The organism is Nocardia sp. MDA0666, from assembly GCF_003023875.1.
GTDB classification, from domain to species: domain Bacteria; phylum Actinomycetota; class Actinomycetes; order Mycobacteriales; family Mycobacteriaceae; genus Nocardia; species Nocardia aobensis.
In genome coordinates this window covers 424,552-441,233 of record NZ_PYHT01000001.1, presented here as the reverse complement: position 1 = coordinate 441,233, position 16,682 = coordinate 424,552, and the positions used below count along the sequence as shown (strand labels likewise).

Sequence of the window (16,682 nt, the reverse complement as noted above, 5' to 3'; positions counted from 1 at the left end):
ATGGCAGGTGAGCACGAGCCACCGGTCCGCTACCGGGGCGAACCACCGCGCTACAGCGAGCGGGTGGTGGATCCGGAGAACCCGGTCCAAGCCCGGCCGCGCACGCGGACGGCCCACGACGACGAGTGGGGCGTCGAGGCCTACGCGCCCGGCTTGCCCCGCTCGGAATACGGTGGCGCACCTGCCGATTGGGACGACGTACCGCTGCGCCCGGCGCGGCGGCGAGCACGACGCGAGGAGGGCGAACACGCCCGCCCGGACCCCGCTGCGCCGCCGGAACGCGGTGGGCGTGCGACGGGGCACTCGCGCACGGGTGCCGGTGTCGACGGTGCGGGACGCACCCGAGGCGCCGCGGCTCCCCGGCGGGAGACCGAACGCCGCCCGGCGCCCGAATCGGGTGCGGGCGAGGGTGCGCGCTCCACGCGCAATACCGAATACGATGCGCCACAACGCCGTCCGGGCGGTGACCGGATCTCCGACGAGCGCGGCTCGGGAAGCCCACGCCGGCGCGGTGACGACGCGGCGAGGCCCGGATCCGCCGGCGAGCGTTCGATGCGGCGGGCCGAGCCGGAGCCCGGCCGCCGTCGTCCGGCGAACGGCGACCGGGACGGATCGGTCGGGCGCGACGAGAACCGTCGCGGGGCAGGCGATGCGAGTGGCGCCCGCGGCCGTGCGGGCGGGGATGCGATCGAGTCCGAGCGGAACCGAGGCGGCCGGTCGACGTCGGAGTCGGCACGCAACCGGTCGGCCGACGGCCGGGAAGCCGAACGGTCGAGCACGCGCCCGCGCCGTGCTGCCGGATCGGACGGCAGTTCAGCGCCGCGAAGGGCGTTGCCGGAGAACGCCGAGACGGGCAACGACGTCGCGACGACCGGCGCGACGGGGCCGCGAACCAGCAGCCGGGCCGCGCGCGTGCAGGACAGCGCAGATCGCGAAGGCCATGGGGCCGAACGCGATACGGTTACCCCGCCGACAGCGAACGGCCCTCGACGGCAGGGGGCCGGTGCGACCCAGCCCTCGCCGGGCAACGCGAACTCGCCGACCGCGACGCGCCCGGTGCCGAGCCACCACGACTCGCCGGACCAGGGTGCGGATCTCGTGGACGGCGACCGCGCCGCGCGGGCCGAGGAGGCCGAGCGGGGCGAGTCGCCCGCTGACGACTTCGCGGACAGCGCCGAATCCGTGCGCTCCCGTGCGAGCGGTCCAGCCGACACGGCCGGCGGTGTCTCCGCCGACGACGGGATCGCGGCCCGCTCCGGCGGTGAGCCGACTGCCACGTCATGCGGCGCCGACGACGATGCGGCGCACGACAATTCGGCCGGGGCACGTACCCGGCGCCGGGTGGGCGGGCCGGAGGACCGGCCCGACGATCGAGAGATGTCCTATGCGCATGGCACCCCGCAATCGGCCGAGCTGCCGGCCGGATTCGACCAGGTATCGCCCGAGACGCGCGGAGGGCGCTACATGACCGGCGACTACGAGCCGGCGCCGCGGCGGAGTACGCGTACCGAATACGGCGCAGGAACGGCGCGCCGGCGCACGGAGACGCCGCCCGCCCGGCGCACGGGCCGGGGTCAGCGCACACTGCGTGATCGCAACGGCTCGAAAATGGCCTCCTACGAACAGCTGTCGCGGGCGTCCCGAGCGGATGCCGAGGCGGGCAACCGGCGGGATCGGCGCAGCAAACCGGTCAAGAAGAAGAATCAGGGCCCGCCTCTGCTCGACGATGCGGCCCGGGCGCGGCTGGAGGCGGTGGCCCGCGAGGGCGCCGGATTGCGCGCCGCGTGGGCGGCGTTCCGGATCCGGACCGACGACCTGCGCCGCGTCAACGCCGCGGCCCGCATCGAATCGGTCGTCGAGGACGGATTCGACCGTGGCACGGCACAATTGACCGATCGCGGCTATGTCGGAGCCGGCGGCGGCCGGATGAACGTGGTGGGCCGCCCCGTCGAATACCGCGCCACCACAGCGCAGGTCGCCGGCCTGTGGCCGTGGTCGGTCGGCGCCGGCGCACCGCTGATCGGCACTCCGCTCGGCTCGCATCTGCACACCGGCGCGCCGGTGTGCTTCGACCCCATGAACTGGTTCATGCGCGGCAGCTTCATCACCGCGCCGAGCCTGTTCGTGCTGGGGCTCAACGGTTTCGGTAAATCCTCGCTGGTGCGCCGCATCGTGCTCGGCGGTGTCGCCCAGGGGATCACGCCGCTGATCCTGGCCGATGTGAAACCGGACTACCGCAAGCTGGTGGAGATGGTCGGCGGCCAGGTCATCGACCTCGGCTACGGGCACGGCAAACTGAATCCGCTCGCGGGTGGTGTGCTGGGCTCGATCGTCCCGTTGCTGGACGACCTGCCCCAGTTGCAGTTGCAGGTGACCCAGGAACTGCGGGCCCGCCAGGTCACGTTGATCGCCGGTCTGGTCGAACTCGTGCGTGGCGCCCGCGTGCGTGACTACGAGGAGACCTTGATCTCCACTGCGCTGCGCATCCTGTACCGCGAGGGCAGTGGCTTCGCGCCGGAATCACCGCCCATCATGGAGGATCTGCTCGAGGTGGTGGTCGGCGGCGGCCAGGAGCTGATGCTCGACGCCGGCGCCGACAACACCGAGGAATACCACGAGGCCACCAAGGGTTTGCGGCGGTCGCTGCGGGCGCTGACCCAGGGGCCGTTCGGTGCGGTCTTCAACGGTCAGACCACCACGCCTATCGACACCTCCTCGGTGGCGGTCTGCATCGACGTCTCGCACATCCCGACCGGGGACAAGAAGCTCAAAGCCGGTGTGATGCTCGCCTGCTGGGCCGACGGGTTCGCGTCGGTGGAGGCCGCGCACGTCCTCGCCGACGGCAAACTGGGGCCGCAGCGGTATTTCCAGGTCGTCATGGACGAGCTGTGGCAGGTGCTGGGACTCGGTGACTTCATGGTCGACCGCGTCGACGAACTGACCCGACTGCAGCGCGGCATGGCGACCTCGCTGATCATGATCAGCCACACCATCAAGGACCTGCAATCGCTCGGATCCGAGGCTGCGATCGCCAAGGCGCTGGGCTTCCTGGAACGCGCGCGCGCCAAGATCTTCGGCGCGCTGCCCCCCGAGGAGATCAACCGGCTGGACTCGACGATCCCGTTCACCTCCGCCGAGGAGGAGATGGTCACCAGCTGGTCGGCCCCGCAGGCGCTGACCGGCGAGGCGCTCAAACCGGGGCAGGCCCGCCCGCCCGCGCCCGGCACGGGAAAGTTCCTGCTCAAGATCGGTGAGGATCGCCGCCCCGGCATCCCGTTCCACATGGAGTTCACCGTGTCGGAAAAAGAGAGCGGAATCCACGAGACCAACCAGCGTTTCAGCGAATTCACCGAATCCACGGCCCGGCGGGGCGACGAGGGGAGTGCCGCGTGATGCCGCACAGGTCATACCGGAGAGTGTCGCCGCAGGTGCGGAAGGCGGCGGTGGAACAGGTCGTCGCGCTCACCGACAAACTGCGCAGCGAGTCGGAGGCCTGCCGGGTCGTCGCCGAACAGATCGGCGTGCACACCAATTCGGTGCGCAACTGGGTGCGTGCCGCGGAGGGGCCCAGCCTGGAACGGATGGACGCCGTGGCCCTGCGCCGCAAAGTGGCGCTGCTGCAACAGCAGTTGGCGGCCGCGGCGGAAATGAATCGCACCCTGGTGGAAACCCTGAACGAAACTCGCCGCGCGACATGACGGGTGCGCGGTGAACGCGAGAACCCTCACCGCCCTCGTGCTCGGCGGTGTCGTCTCTCTGATCACTCTCGTGGTGGTGATCGTGCTGCCCTCCTCGGAGGATCTGTGCGCCGATCAGCCGACCACGCCCGGTTCGGGACTGCCGGCCACCTCCGGCGCGCCGTGGGCGGCGCGGGCGCCGGAGTCGGGTTCCACCACACCGACGGCGACTACCGACCCGCGCGGCTCGACGACGGCGACCCCTAGTGTGGCGGACGTTCCTGCGGCACAGGCAAATCCGAGTGTGACGGGCGCGCCGTCGCTGGCCGCGGGAATCGCGCCGATCCGGCGCACCTGGCCGCTGCCGGGTGGATCCTTCACGGTGTCGGACACGTTCGGCGCCCGTGGCGGCACCCATCTCGGCGTGGATCTGGCCGCGCCGGACGGCACCCCGGAGTTCGCGGTGGCGGACGGTGTCGTCGTCGCCGCCGGTCCCGCCTCGGGTTTCGGCAACTGGATCGTGATCGACTCCGTCGACGTCAACGGCCGCCCCTTCTCCGCCGTCTACGGCCACGAGTGGGCGAGCGGGGTGAAGGTGCGGGTCGGGCAGCGGGTGCGAGCCGGTCAGGAGGTCGGCGCGGTCGGATCGGCGGGCGAATCCACCGGTCCGCACCTACATTTCGAGATCGTGCCCGGCGGGCGCCTGACGGGCGGGCATCAGATCGATCCGCTGCCGTGGCTCGACGGCGCGTTGACGCCCAGCGGTGGTGGCGCGTTCCCGTATTCGGCGAACCCGCTGTGCAGCCGGGGATTCGGCAGCGCCGGCGGTGCACTCGCCGACGGCAAGGTGCCGCCGGAGCTCGAAATCTGGTATCGCCGCGCGGGTTCGCTGTGCCCGGAGATCACCGCCTCGGTGCTGGCGGCGCAGGGCCGTCAGGAATCCGGATTCCAGCGCGGGCTCACCTCGCCCGCCGGCGCCGAGGGGCTGGCCCAGTTCCTGCCCACCACGGCCCGGGCCTCCGATCCCGACGACGGGCGCCCGTACCTGCTCGACGCCGACGGCAACGGGCAGGCCAGCCTGTGGGACGACGGCGACGCGATCATCGCCCAGGGGCGTTACATGTGTTCGATCGCCCATCAGGTCGAGCGGTGGATCGGCGAGGGCAAGGTGCACGGCGATGTGGTGCCGCTGTCGCTGGCCGCTTACAACGCCGGCGAGGGTGCGGTCCTCGCCTCGGGTGGAATGCCCAATCAGGTGGCCGCGCACTTCTCCGAAACCCGGCCCTACGTCACGAATATCCTCGCCATGGAGGCGCAGTACCGGGCGCCCGGATCGATGGGCCGATTCCAGCCCGGCCACGGTTCGGCGGGCGCCGACATCCTCGCCGCGGCCCAGCAGTGGATGGGCGCCCCGTACGTGTGGGGTGGCGGTGGTCCGCAGGGGCCGACCGGCGGTGGACTCGACGGTCCGGGCCTGACCTCGGCCGCGGTGTTCGCGGCCTCCTCGGGCGCGAAGACGTTGCCGCAGACCGCGGAACAACAGTGGGAGGCGGGGGCCGAGGTGCCGATGCGCAACGCCCAGCCGGGCGATCTGGTGTTCTCCCGCTTCGGGTTGCGCGGCCCGGCCGAGGTCGGCATCTACGCCGGCGGCGGCCGGATGATTCGTGCCGCCGATCCCTCGGGCGTGAGCGAGGCGCCCGTCCCCGGTGACGCGCGGTTACGGAGGGTGTTGTGACGACACGACGCGGTGCGGGACCGATAACCTGGAGACAGCGCCCGGCGTTCCGGGCGCCGGGCCGCCGACCTACGGCACGGGCCGTCTACGCGAACCTGGTGGTGATGCTGGTGGTGAGCGTCGCACTGCTGTCCGGCTGCGCGGGAGGGTCCGAGCAGGCCGGACCACCGGCGTCGGCCACGTCGACGCCGCGTCAGCTCGAGGCCGCTCCGGCACCGGATCCCGGCACTCCCGACGGTGTCGCCGTCGCCGCCCTGCGCGAGATCTTCACCTGGTATCCGGCCACCGAGACGCAGGGAGCGTCGCTGGCCCGGGCGCGGAAGTGGCTGGGCCCCAGCCTGCTTCGCACGCTCGACGCACCGCCGGGCCAGGAGACTCCGAAACCGACACTGCGCTGGGCCGAATGGGGGCGTTCGGGCGTGCGCGTGGAGGCCTTCACCTTCGCCTCCGGCGAACAGGCCCCGGGCAACGGCGATTCGGACCACCAGCAGTTCAAAATCGGTATCGAGCAGACCGCCGTCCACTCCGACGGTTCCCGCGAGACGCTACCCCCCACGACGGTGATCGCCACCGTCGTCCGCACCCCCGACGGCTGGCGGCTCGACGGATTCCGTTGAGCCACGGCCACATACTCGGTCACCTCAGGAGGCGAGATGGCGAAGAAGGTGAAGGACCCGGCCGATCCGGGACCGGACCTCGCCCTGTATCTGATCTACATCGGTTTCGCGGTGGTCGGCACCCTCTGGGCCGCACTGCATCTGGGCAACAAGCTGTCGACGGTACCCCAGGACGTACCGATCAACCCGATCGCCTGCATCGCGAAGATCGCCCGCGGACAACTGGAGTGGCCGACCGCCTCGACGGTGATCGTGCTGCTCGTCGTGCTGGTCGTCGCCGGCATCGTGTTCATGCGGCGGGAGATGAAGAAGCGCCGCAGCCGCGGGAAGCTGCCCGTCGACGACAAGGCGCAGTACATGGGCAGCGGCGGCGCGATCGCGGCACTCACCGAGGCCGGGGTCCGGGACAAGGCCCGGCAACTGGGCGTGCGGCTCGGCTACGAGGATTCGCCCGGCGTGCCGATCGGTGTCGGGGTGATCGACGGTGTGATGCTGTTCGGCTCCTACGAGGATCTGCATCTCGACATCTGGGGTCCGCGCCAGGGTAAGACCAGCGCCCGGGTGATTCCGGCGATCCTGTCCGCGATCGGCCCGGTACTCGTCACCTCCAACAAGCGCGATGTGGTCGACGCGACTCGAGATGTGCGTGAGAGCAAGGGGTCTCGTACGTACGTCTTCGACCCGCAGGGCGTGGCGGGCGAAGAGCATGCCCTCTGGTATTGGGATCCGCTGGGCTGGGTGGACGCCCGACACGAAGGATGTGAGATGCGCGCGGCCCGGCTCGCCGGTCACTTCGCCGATGCCGACGATGGCGGTGACGGTACCCCCGACAGCTTCTTCGACCCGGAGGCCGAAGATCTGCTCGCGGGTATGTTCCTCGCTGCGGCCGTGGCCAACCGGCCGATCACCCAGATATGGGACTGGGTGACGGATCCGACTGACACCGAGTCGGTCCAGTTGTTGCGCGCTGCCGGGCACCATTACGTGGCCTCTGGTCTCGCGCAGCAGTACAACGCCTCCGAACGCGTCCGTGACAGCATCTTCGGCACGGCGAAGAAGATGGTCCGTTGTCTCAAGTTGTCCAATGTGCATCAGTGGGTGACGCCGGGCGCCGACCGCTACGCATTCGATGAGTGGGACTTCCTGAACCGCAACGGAACCCTGTACTGCCTCTCGTTGGAGGGACGCGGTTCGGCCGGCCCGTTGGTCAGTGCTCTCACCGAGGCGGTTGTCGACGTCGCGATGCGCAAGGCGACCCATGAACACCTCGGTCGGCTTTCCATTCCCTTGCTCGCGGTGCTCGACGAGGCGGCCAATATCGTGCGCTGGAAGGATCTGCCCAAGCAGTACAGCCACTTCGGATCTCGCGGCATCGTCGTGATGACCGTCCTGCAGTCTTGGGCGCAGGGCGTGCGCTGTTGGGGACAGCCCGGGATGGAGGCGCTGTGGGCCGCCGCCAATATCAAGGTCCTCGGACCCGGCGTGGACGACATGGGGTTCCTGGCCGCCCGCTCCGAGGCGATCGGCGACTATGACTCGATATCGTCGTCGGTCTCGGAATCCAAAGGCGGAAAGAGTTATTCGCGTTCGCTCGGCTCCTCGCGAACCCTCAACGCGAATGCACTGGCAACCCTGCCGCGCGGCCGCGCCGTGGTGTTCTCCTCTGGTGCGCCTGCGGTTCTCGTGCGCACCGTGCCGTGGTGGGAAGGGGAGTACGCTGCCGAGGTGCGCAAGTCGATCGAACAGCATGATCCGCAGCGTCGCACCACGATGAGCGACCTCGTGGGCGAGCGGACCGTACTCGACGGCGGTTCGATGCCCGGTGAGCCGCCCGCAACTTACGGACAGCCCGAGGAGGTTCGCCCGCTGTGAACGACCAGCCCGAGGAAATGATCTACTCGAATGTGGTCGAGTTCGTGGAGAACTTCCTGAGCCTCATCTATCGGCGCCAGGTCACCGACCTCACCGATACGGTGTGGTGCCCGGAGTGGTGGAAGCACGCAGAGGCGGCCATGCGGCTCGAAGCACTGTGGCGCGCATGGGAATACCTGCGCCAGGACGGCCAGACCGGGATGAGTGTCTGGTTTCTCGAACATGCCGACCCACATATGAACAAGCTGTTCGATCCGCGCGGGCCGTTCAAGTACTGCAGTGTGCGCAACGGCCACAAGGATATGCTCAGCCCCCTCCCGCTCACTCCGCCCCAGCAGGGCATGTTCGGTGAGCCCAGCGCGGCCGATCCGAACAAAGGCTGATTCGCCGCCCCGGCTGATCTGCCCGGGCTTCGGGAAAAGACTGTGCCGCCACCCCTCTCGGGGTGGCGGCACAGTCGTGAGCGAGAGGTCAGCGGGATCGATCGCGGCCGCGTTCGCGTTCGCGTTCGCGGATCCGCTCGTCGTGTTCGCGCGCCCGGGTGACCCGAGGTGGCTCCGAGGGCCGGGTGCGAACGGCGGCTTGCGGTGGCTGGGCCTGGCTGACATCCATGAGCATGCGCACCGCTGCCAGTTCGGGCGCGACTCCCACCCGGGACAGATGGGCCGCGAGCGCCTGCCGACGCTCGGGGGAGTCGTACCGGGTGAGTTCCCGTTCGCGCGCCGGCCGGCGCTCGGTATGGGTGCGCGCGACACGCGCACGTTCACGGCCCTTCTCCAGCGAGATACCCCGTTCCAGAGCGGGGCGCTCGAGCATTCGGGCCAGTTCCAGGTTGCGCGGATCCTTCGCCTTGGCTTCGCGGGCCTCGCGCAGCAACCGCTCGCGGGTCTCCTTGACCCGCTCCTGGGTGACCTTCACGCGCGCTTCGGCTTCTCGCTGACCACGTTCGCGGGTGCGCAGTGCGACCAGTGTCGCAAGCTGCAACATTTGCCTCATCAAAGCCGCTGTCTCGCGGCCGATGTCGTCGAGTTCCTCGGCCATTGCCTGCTCCCCGATGCTGCAGTTGTCTCTGTGGACGATTCTGATGCTTCGTATCGGACTCCGCCACACGAACGGTCGATTCGCTGCGGCGGCGCCCCACCTTCAGCGCAGTCCGTTCTACGAGATTACCAGCGCGGAGCAGGGCAGCCTAACCCCGGATCCGGTCCATCGCAGGCGGATCCGGGGCCGCGCCGGGGGTTCAGCTCAGTTGCATCGTCTTCACGGTGACCGGCTGCTTCGGCGCGCCGTCGCCGGTCGAGGGATCCTCGACACCGTCCTTGGCGATGGCGTCGAGCGTCTTCAGCCCGGCCTCGTCGACGGTGCCGAAGATGGTGTACTGCGGCGGCAGCTGGGAATCGCCGTAGACGAGGAAGAACTGGCTGCCGTTGGTGTCGGGGCCGCTGTTGGCCATCGCCACCACGCCGCGCTTGTATTGCACCGGAACGCGCTGCGCGTTGGGGTCGCCGGGGGCGAATTGGTCGGTCGGGTATTCGTTGGGGAAGGCGTAGCCCGGCCCGCCGTTGCCCTGACCGCTGGGATCGCCGCACTGCAGCACCTTCAGCCCCTCGCCGGTGGTCAGGCGATGGCAGGGGGTGCCGTCGTAGAACTTCTGCTGCACCAGGCTCACGAAACTGTTGACCGTGCAGGGGGATTCACCCGCGTTGAGCGAAATGCCGATCGGCCCGCGGTTGGTGTCGACGGCGACCTTCGGGGAGCCGGTGGTCGAGACCTCGGTCTGCTCGGGCTTGTGCACCGGTTTGGCGGCCTGCCCCCCATCGGCGTAGGAGCAGCTCACCGTCGCGGTCTTCGGCTTGGCCTCCGGCGGCGCCGCGGCCTGCGGGGTGGACGAGAGCGAGGCGTCGGGGGTTTTCGCCGCGGCGTTGGGGGTGTCGTCGCCGCGGGTCAGGTAGTAGATCCCGACGCCGGCCGCGACGACCACGACCACACCGAGCGCCGATCCGGCGATCGCCAGCTGCTTACGCTTGCGCGCACGCTGCGCCTGTCGCTCCAGTCGGCGTTCCAGCTTGCGCTTGGCCGCCGCTCGTCGCTGTTCGTTGGTCGGCACTGCCCGGTCCTCCCGTGTCGGTTGCGTATCGGCATAAGAGTGTGCCATCACTTCCTGAGACGACCCCTAACTTCCCCCGATCGTTCCGTACAATTGCCCAGCTCGGCTCGGTGGAGGGCGAACCGGTTGGACTTGCCGTGTCCGGGTGGGGGAAACTGGACCATTGTGACCAAGACCAGCAGCTTCACCGCCCCGAAAGGGATTCCGGATTATGTGCCGCCCGCCTCGGCGGAGTTCGTCGCCGTACGGGACGGCCTCGTGCGCGCCGCGCGACTGGCCGGATACGGGCATGTGGAGTTGCCGGTCTTCGAGGACACCGCGCTGTTCGCGCGTGGGGTGGGCGAATCGACCGATGTGGTCACCAAGGAGATGTACACCTTCGCCGACCGCGGCGAACGCAGTGTGACCCTGCGGCCGGAAGGCACCGCGGGTGTCATGCGGGCGGTGATCGAACACGGACTCGACCGCGGCCAGCTGCCGGTCAAACTGTGCTATTCCGGCCCGTTCTTCCGCTACGAGCGGCCCCAGGCCGGTCGCTACCGGCAGTTGCAGCAGGTGGGCGTGGAGGCGATCGGCGTCGACGATCCGGCGCTGGACGCCGAGGTGATCGCCGTGGCCGACGCGGGCTTCCGGTCGCTGGGACTCGAGGGCTTCCGGCTCGAGATCACCTCGCTCGGCGACGAGACCTGCCGGCCGCAGTATCGGGAACTGCTGCAGGAATTCCTGTTCGCGCTGCCGCTGGACGAGGACACCCGCCGGCGCGCCGAGATCAACCCGCTGCGGGTGCTCGACGACAAGCGCAAGGAGGTCCGCGCCCTGACCGCCGACGCGCCGCTGATGCTCGACCACCTCTCCGACTCCGCGAAGGCCCACTTCGAGCAGGTACTGGGCCACCTGGACGCGCTCGGCGTGCCGTACGTGATCAATCCGCGCATGGTGCGTGGCCTGGACTACTACACCAAGACCACCTTCGAGTTCGTCCACGACGGCCTGGGCGCGCAGTCCGGTATCGGCGGCGGTGGCCGCTACGACGGGCTGATGGCGGAACTGGGCGGCCAGCCGCTGTCCGGAATCGGGTTCGGTCTCGGCGTCGACCGCACCATGCTGGCGCTGCAGGCCGAGGGTAAGGCCGCGGCCGAACCGGCACGGGTCGACGTGTTCGGCGTGCCGCTGGGGGAGGCCGCGACGGCCCGGCTGGTCGTGCTCGCGGCCGAACTGCGCGCGGCCGGGATCCGGGTCGATCTGGCCTACGGTGGACGCGGCGTGAAGGGCGCGATGAAGGCGGCCGACCGGTCCGGTGCGGCGTTCGCGCTGGTCCTCGGCGACCGTGATCTGGCCGACGAACAGGTGGGCTTGAAGGACCTCGGCTCCGGCGACCAGCGTCAGATCCCGCTCGCCGAGGTCGTGGAGCAGGTGTCGGCGGCGCTGGCCGGGCAACGGTAGTACGGTCCGAGGATGTCTCGAATCCCGTGGCGCACATCGGTTTCCGGTCAGCGGCCGGTCCGGCCCGGCGCACGCGGATGAGCGCGGCCTCGTGAACGACGCGAATTCCGCGGCGCCGCAACCGGTCGGCCTCGACCTCATCGCCCCCGAGCTGTACGCGCCGATGCTGCGGCGGCTGGCGCTGGGCGCGATCGGCGCGGGTGTCGTCGTCGGCGTGGTGGTGGGGCTGGTCGTGAGCTGGCCGGCCGGTGTCGTGGTCGGCGGGGTGCTCGGCGCGCCGACGGCGATCTACGCGCTGGCGGTCCGGCGGCGGCGAATGTGGTTGTCGGGCACGGTGATCGAGGCTCGGACGCTGGTGGGCCGGCGACGGCTCGACGTCGCCGCGGCGACGGGTGTCGAGGTGCTCGTGTACCCGGGGCGGCTGAGCCGGATCGCGCTGCGGATCACCGCCGGTGGCCGGACCCAGACCGTGCCGCTGGCGATGTACACCGATGCCGGCAGCGGACGCGAACTGCACATCCTGGGGTTGCGCACGCTCGCCGACGCGCTCTCGTCCGCGGAGCTGGCCGCCGCGCTGGCATTGTCCGGATTACTGGTCGGGCAGTTGCGGGCCGAGGCTCGTGACGCCGGGCTGGAGGAGCGGCCGCTGTATCGGGCGGTGCAACTGGTGCGGGCGCGCGACATCGTGCAGCCCGTGCGGCTGAGCGACAGCGATATCGCGACGCTGAGCCGCGACACCACCTCCTGATCGCTGTTCGGGATGAATCGGACATAATTCGTCGCTCGGGGGGCGGTGCGGACGATATGCGGTCACGGTTTCGTAACGGGGTCGCGAACGGATGAATGGAAGCGCGTTTCAGCATTCCTCCCGGTGGGCAATCTTTCGGCTTACTTCGCTGACCCTGAAACTGGGCGTCTGGCCAGGTCTGTGACCACACCGGTATCCCGCAATCCCTGGTTGACGCTTTTCATGTCTGGAAATACTGGGGCGCACAGCGAACACTGAGAGTCGCAAGTTTATTCAGGATCGGAGTAGTTCGAAAACGAAGGGTTCGCCATGCATACCATCAAATTCCGCAAAGCAGCCGCGGTTGCCGCCATCGCAGTGGCCCTCGGTGCTGTCGTAGCCCCCGCCGCGTCTGCCGCGACCCCCTCGGGGACCTCTCCGACGGCGAGCGACATCGACGGTTCCGTCGCGATCTGCTTCCCCTTGGGCAGTGTCGTCTGGTGCATCTGAGCTGTCGCGAGAAGGGGTGCCGCCGGAGGGGTGGCACCCCTTCCGCGTGTGCGGGGACGGACGAGCCCGCCGGACGGATCGTCGAAAACGATTGCGGGACGCCAGGGAACCGCTCGAGCTGTCTGGTTGCTCACGGTGCGGGGGTCGGGCCGGTGAAGGTCGCTAGGGTGAAGATCGAATCCGGCCGTCGAGTTCTCGTGAACAAGGAGTTGTCGTGAGCAATGCCGCCCGCACGCCCGTGACCGTCACCGTCACCGGAGCCGCCGGTCAGATCGCCTACGGGCTGCTGTTCCGCATCGCCTCCGGCGCCATGCTCGGGCCGCGGACACCGGTGCGGCTGCGGTTGCTGGAGATCCCGGCGGCCGTCGGCGCCGTCGAAGGGGTGGCGATGGAGCTCGAGGACGGCGCTTTCCCGCTGCTCGACTCGATCGACATCAGCGACGATCCGTGGGTGGGATTCGACGGCGCCTCGGTCGCCGTCCTGGTCGGCGCCCGCCCGCGCACCGCCGGGATGGAGCGTTCGGATCTGCTGGCGGCCAACGGCCCGATCTTCACCGATCAGGGGGCCGCCATCAACGCCAGTGCGGCCGACGATGTGAAGGTGCTGGTGGTCGGAAATCCGGCCAATACCAACGCCTTCATCGCGATGAGCAATGCGCCGGACGTGCCGGCGGCGCGCTTCACCGCGCTGACCCGCCTCGACCACAACCGGGCCATCGCCCAGCTCGCGGCGCGCAGTGGCGCCCCGGGCTCGTCGATCACGCGAATGACGGTGTGGGGCAATCACTCCGCGACGCAGTATCCGGATATCAGCCACACGCTGATCGGCGGGCGGCCGGCCGATCGCGTGATCGACGATCCGGCCTGGGTGCGCGAGACCTTCATCCCCACCGTCCAGCAGCGCGGTACTGCGATCATCGCCGCACGCGGAGCGTCCTCGGCGGCCAGTGCGGCGAGTGCGGCCATCGACCACATCCACGATTGGGTGCTGGGCACCGCGGCCGGTGACTGGGTGTCGATGGCGGTGCCCTCCGACGGCTCCTACGGGGTGCCGGAAGGGCTCATCAGCTCGTTCCCGGTGACGTGCGCCGGTGGTGAGTACTCGATCGTGCCGGATCTGGAAATCGGCGAATTCTCGCGTGAGCGTATCGATCTCAGCGTCGCCGAACTCGCCGCCGAGCGCGAGGCGGTGATCGATCTCGGCTTCGCCAAGCGCGGCTGAGCCGATCGACCGCTCGCGCCGCCGATCACACCTTGGCGATGACCTTCTCCGCGTACTTCTCCAGATGCGCGATCTTGTCCGCGAGCGGTTCGGTGTCGTCGCCGGCGACGTACGGGTAGCGGAAGCCGACGATCACATCGGTGACGCCCTTGTCCTCGAGCCGCTTGATGCCGTCGGTGGTGTAGGCGTCCAGCGAGGCCGCGTGGATCTCGAACGGCGTGGATGCGTCACGCTCGGAACGCAATTCGTTCAGCCGGGCGAGCATGCGGTCGAGATCCTCGGGATCGCCGCCGGCGTGCATCCAGCCGTCGCACAGGCGCACGGCGCGTCGCAGCGCGGCATCGCTGTGCCCGCCGACCAGGATCGGCAGCGGTTCGGTGGCGCCCGGGGTGATCTTGATCTTCGGGATGTCGTAGAACTCGCCGTGGTATTCGAAGTACTCGCCGCGCGAGAGGCCGCGGACGATTTCGATGCATTCGTCCATGCGCTTGCCGCGCCGCTCGAACGGCACGCCCATGATCTGGAAGTCCTCGGGCCACGGGCTGATGCCGACGCCCAGCGAGAAGCGGTTGCCGCTGAGGTAGGCGAGAGAGGCGGCCTGTTTGGCCACCAGCACCGGCGGGCGGATCGGCAGCTTCACCACGAAGGGCGTGAACCGCAGCGTCGTGGTCACCGCGGCCAGCGCAGCGGAGAGGATGAACGCCTCGATGAACGGCTTACCGTCGAGGAATTCCCGGTTGCCGTCCGGGGTGTACGGGTAGGTCGAATCCGACTCCGCGGGATAGGCGACGCTGTCGGCGATGGTCATACTGTGGAATCCGGCCGCCTCCGCGGCCTGTGCCAGCGGTCCGTAGTGCGCCGGATCGGTCATCGCCTCCGCGTAGGTGAAACGCATCGGTGGTCCTCTCGGGTGTTGCCGATATGAAACTAGAACAGATTCTAGTTGTGCTGGCGATCCTAGTGGGATAGGCAGTGCGTTGTCCCGAGTTCGGCCACTGATCGGTCGAATGAACCTGTTCTAAGTCCGGCTCCGGGCGCGGAATGGCCCGGACCATGCGGTCCGGGCCATTCCGGTGCGATGATGCGGCTGCCACGCCGCGGCGATCAGAGCTGGTCGTTCTCGTAATCGCTGATGAGCTCGTCGGAATGGGTCTGGCCGATGACCTCGGGCGTGGTCTCTCCCAGCGGGCCGGTGAGGTCGGTGTTGCCGGTGAGGCTCTGATAGTTCTGCACCGTGCGGCCGCGATCGTCGTCGGCGTTGCGCTGCCCGGCAGCACCGGGTGTGCCGCCGCCCATGAAACCCGAACCGGGCGTGCCCTGGCCGGGCATACCGGGCATGCCGGGGCCGAACGGCATCCCCGGGATCCCGGGGCGGCCGCCCGGCACCGCGGACCCGAGGCCGGGCTTGGCCGCCGCGCCGCCACCGGACGCGGTGCCGCCGAGTCCTCCGGTGAGGCCGCTCAGCGCGCCACCGCCACTCATCGAACCCGGGTGCGCGCCGTTACCGCCGAAGGCGCTGGCATGCGTCGAAGTCCCCGACAGCCCGGAGCCGCTCAGGTCACCGAGACCGGCGGCCTGAGTGTCCGCGCCGCCGCCCGACAGCAGGCTCTGGGCCTGCTCCACGATCGGCTGGCCGACGTTCTGCGCCACCGCCTGCGCGGCATCGGCCGCCTGCGGTGCGTACTGGCCGGCGAGCTGGTTGACCACGTTCGCCAATTGGCCTGTGTAGCCGCCCAATTCGCCTCGGGTGGCGTTCACGATCGTGACCGCCTGGCCGAGATGTTCGGTGGCCGCTGCGATCAGCGTGGCCTGGCCCGGCGGAGTGAAGGCGACGGGAGCGAGCGCGCCGGCCTGGGTCGCGAAGGACTGGGCGACCTGAGTGAGCTGGACGTTGCCACGCTGCACCACCGCCGCGGCCTCGTCGGTGAGTTTCGAGATGTCGAAGCCACGCTGGCTGGCGTCCTCGCCGTGGGCCTGCACCTGCTGGCCCGCGGTCTGGGCGCTGGTGGCCGACTGGCCCTGCCAGACCTGCTCGACCGACTTCATCGCACCCATGCCGATCTGCATGGCGCTCTGGATGACCTGCGAGGACTGGCTGAGCAGATCGGCCGGATTGAGCGCTCCCATCACACCGGTGCCGAAACTCGACAGTAGGTCGAGGAACGGTTTGAACAGCACGTCGATCCCCGGCAGCGCGGGCAGCGCCATTCCGCTCATCAGCGCGGCCACCGGATCGGCGGGCATGGGCGGCAGATTCGCCGGCACTGCCGCGGCGACCGGGGCGGCGGCCTGCTGGACCGCGCCGGCGGCACCGCCGAGTGCGGCGGGCGCCTGATTCAGTGCGGCCTGGGCGCCGTCGAGCACGTGCTGCGCGCCGGGTACATCGCCGAGCGCACCGGCGGCCTGATGCAACACGTCGTGGCCCGCGCCGAGCAGTGGCGACGCGGCGTCGCCCAGCACTCCGGCGTGGCCGTCACCGGCATCGGGGGCGCCGGAACCCCCGCCGGGCAGGTGCGGAGCGCCGATTCCGTGGGAACCGTTGTCCTCGAACTCTTTCCGCGCGGTGGTGAAGGCCGGTGCCGAGGCGGGCGGCGTATCCGGCGGCAGCTGCGGTAGCGGGATATCGGTGATCGGGCCCTGCTGTGCGGCCGAGGCCGGCCCTGCGTCCGGGATGGAGGCCGGTGCGGCGGGCGCGATCGGCGAAGTGCCGGCCGCGGGGGCGGCCGGTGCGGCGATGACGCCGCTGTCGGTACCGGAACCGATGGTGTGCAC

The 16,682-nt window shown here is 69.7% G+C and carries 13 protein-coding genes; 9 read left to right on the top strand and 4 right to left on the bottom strand.

Going from position 1 to position 16,682, the window contains the following annotated elements:
• From C8258_RS33075 to C8258_RS02075, 6 genes are read left to right on the top strand one after another with little or no spacing between them, the layout of a single operon-like run.
• Positions 1 to 3,393, top strand: coding sequence for a hypothetical protein (locus C8258_RS33075; RefSeq protein ID WP_233224820.1), 3,393 nt, complete (start codon positions 1 to 3; stop codon positions 3,391 to 3,393).
• 35 nt (positions 3,394 to 3,428) lie between these two features.
• The gene (locus C8258_RS02095) at positions 3,429 to 3,698 is read left to right on the top strand and encodes a transposase (RefSeq protein WP_227463133.1); all 270 of its coding nucleotides are present in this window, start codon (positions 3,429 to 3,431) and stop codon (positions 3,696 to 3,698) included.
• A 10-nt stretch (positions 3,699 to 3,708) separates the two neighbouring features.
• On the top strand, positions 3,709 to 5,412 hold the full coding sequence (locus tag C8258_RS02090) for a M23 family metallopeptidase (RefSeq protein WP_106953603.1): 1,704 nt from the start codon (positions 3,709 to 3,711) through the stop codon (positions 5,410 to 5,412).
• Positions 5,409 to 6,029 (top strand): hypothetical protein, encoded by a 621-nt coding sequence (locus C8258_RS02085; protein ID WP_233224819.1) that lies wholly within the window; start codon positions 5,409 to 5,411, stop codon positions 6,027 to 6,029. The genes C8258_RS02090 and C8258_RS02085 overlap by 4 nt, the downstream gene beginning before the upstream one ends.
• A gap of 36 nt (positions 6,030 to 6,065) precedes the next feature.
• Positions 6,066 to 7,901, top strand: coding sequence for a type IV secretory system conjugative DNA transfer family protein (locus C8258_RS02080; RefSeq protein ID WP_106953602.1), 1,836 nt, complete (start codon positions 6,066 to 6,068; stop codon positions 7,899 to 7,901).
• Positions 7,898 to 8,284, top strand: coding sequence for a DUF4913 domain-containing protein (locus C8258_RS02075; RefSeq protein ID WP_233224818.1), 387 nt, complete (start codon positions 7,898 to 7,900; stop codon positions 8,282 to 8,284). Before C8258_RS02080 ends, C8258_RS02075 begins: the two co-directional genes overlap by 4 nt.
• 88 nt (positions 8,285 to 8,372) lie before the next feature.
• Here C8258_RS02075 and C8258_RS02070 read toward each other — a convergent pair whose 3' ends face one another.
• Both C8258_RS02070 and C8258_RS02065 read right to left on the bottom strand, forming a co-directional pair.
• On the bottom strand, positions 8,373 to 8,942 hold the full coding sequence (locus C8258_RS02070) for a hypothetical protein (RefSeq protein WP_106953601.1): 570 nt from the start codon (positions 8,940 to 8,942) through the stop codon (positions 8,373 to 8,375).
• 199 nt (positions 8,943 to 9,141) lie between these two features.
• Positions 9,142 to 10,008: a peptidylprolyl isomerase gene (locus C8258_RS02065; RefSeq protein ID WP_106953600.1), complete on the bottom strand. Its 867-nt coding sequence runs from the start codon at positions 10,006 to 10,008 to the stop codon at positions 9,142 to 9,144.
• A gap of 165 nt (positions 10,009 to 10,173) precedes the next feature.
• Here C8258_RS02065 and hisS point away from each other — a divergent pair, with 165 nt between their 5' ends.
• The 3 genes from hisS (at position 10,174) to C8258_RS02045 (ending at position 13,910) form a co-directional block, all read left to right on the top strand.
• The gene (gene hisS, locus C8258_RS02060; protein WP_106953599.1) at positions 10,174 to 11,451 is read left to right on the top strand and encodes a histidine--tRNA ligase; all 1,278 of its coding nucleotides are present in this window, start codon (positions 10,174 to 10,176) and stop codon (positions 11,449 to 11,451) included.
• 91 nt (positions 11,452 to 11,542) lie between these two features.
• A complete protein-coding gene (locus C8258_RS02055) occupies positions 11,543 to 12,199 on the top strand; it encodes a hypothetical protein (protein ID WP_106953598.1) in 657 nt (218 codons plus the stop codon).
• Between the two features lie 703 nt (positions 12,200 to 12,902).
• A complete protein-coding gene (locus C8258_RS02045) occupies positions 12,903 to 13,910 on the top strand; it encodes a malate dehydrogenase (RefSeq protein ID WP_106953597.1) in 1,008 nt (335 codons plus the stop codon).
• Positions 13,911 to 13,935: 25 nt separating this feature from the next.
• Here the strand turns inward: C8258_RS02045 and C8258_RS02040 are convergent, their stop codons facing one another.
• Positions 13,936 to 14,805, bottom strand: a complete 870-nt coding sequence (locus tag C8258_RS02040; RefSeq protein WP_106953596.1) for a TIGR03619 family F420-dependent LLM class oxidoreductase — start codon at positions 14,803 to 14,805, stop codon at positions 13,936 to 13,938.
• A gap of 209 nt (positions 14,806 to 15,014) precedes the next feature.
• Positions 15,015 to 16,682 (bottom strand): hypothetical protein, encoded by a 1,668-nt coding sequence (locus C8258_RS02035; protein ID WP_106953595.1) that lies wholly within the window; start codon positions 16,680 to 16,682, stop codon positions 15,015 to 15,017.

Coding starts and splice junctions, on each gene's coding strand:
- C8258_RS02040 (WP_106953596.1), bottom strand. CDS start 14,805: ATGCGTTTCACCTACGCGGAGGCGATGACCGATCCGGCGCACTACGGA.
- C8258_RS02080 (WP_106953602.1), top strand. CDS start 6,066: ATGGCGAAGAAGGTGAAGGACCCGGCCGATCCGGGACCGGACCTCGCC.
- C8258_RS02070 (WP_106953601.1), bottom strand. CDS start 8,942: ATGGCCGAGGAACTCGACGACATCGGCCGCGAGACAGCGGCTTTGATG.
- C8258_RS33075 (WP_233224820.1), top strand. CDS start 1: ATGGCAGGTGAGCACGAGCCACCGGTCCGCTACCGGGGCGAACCACCG.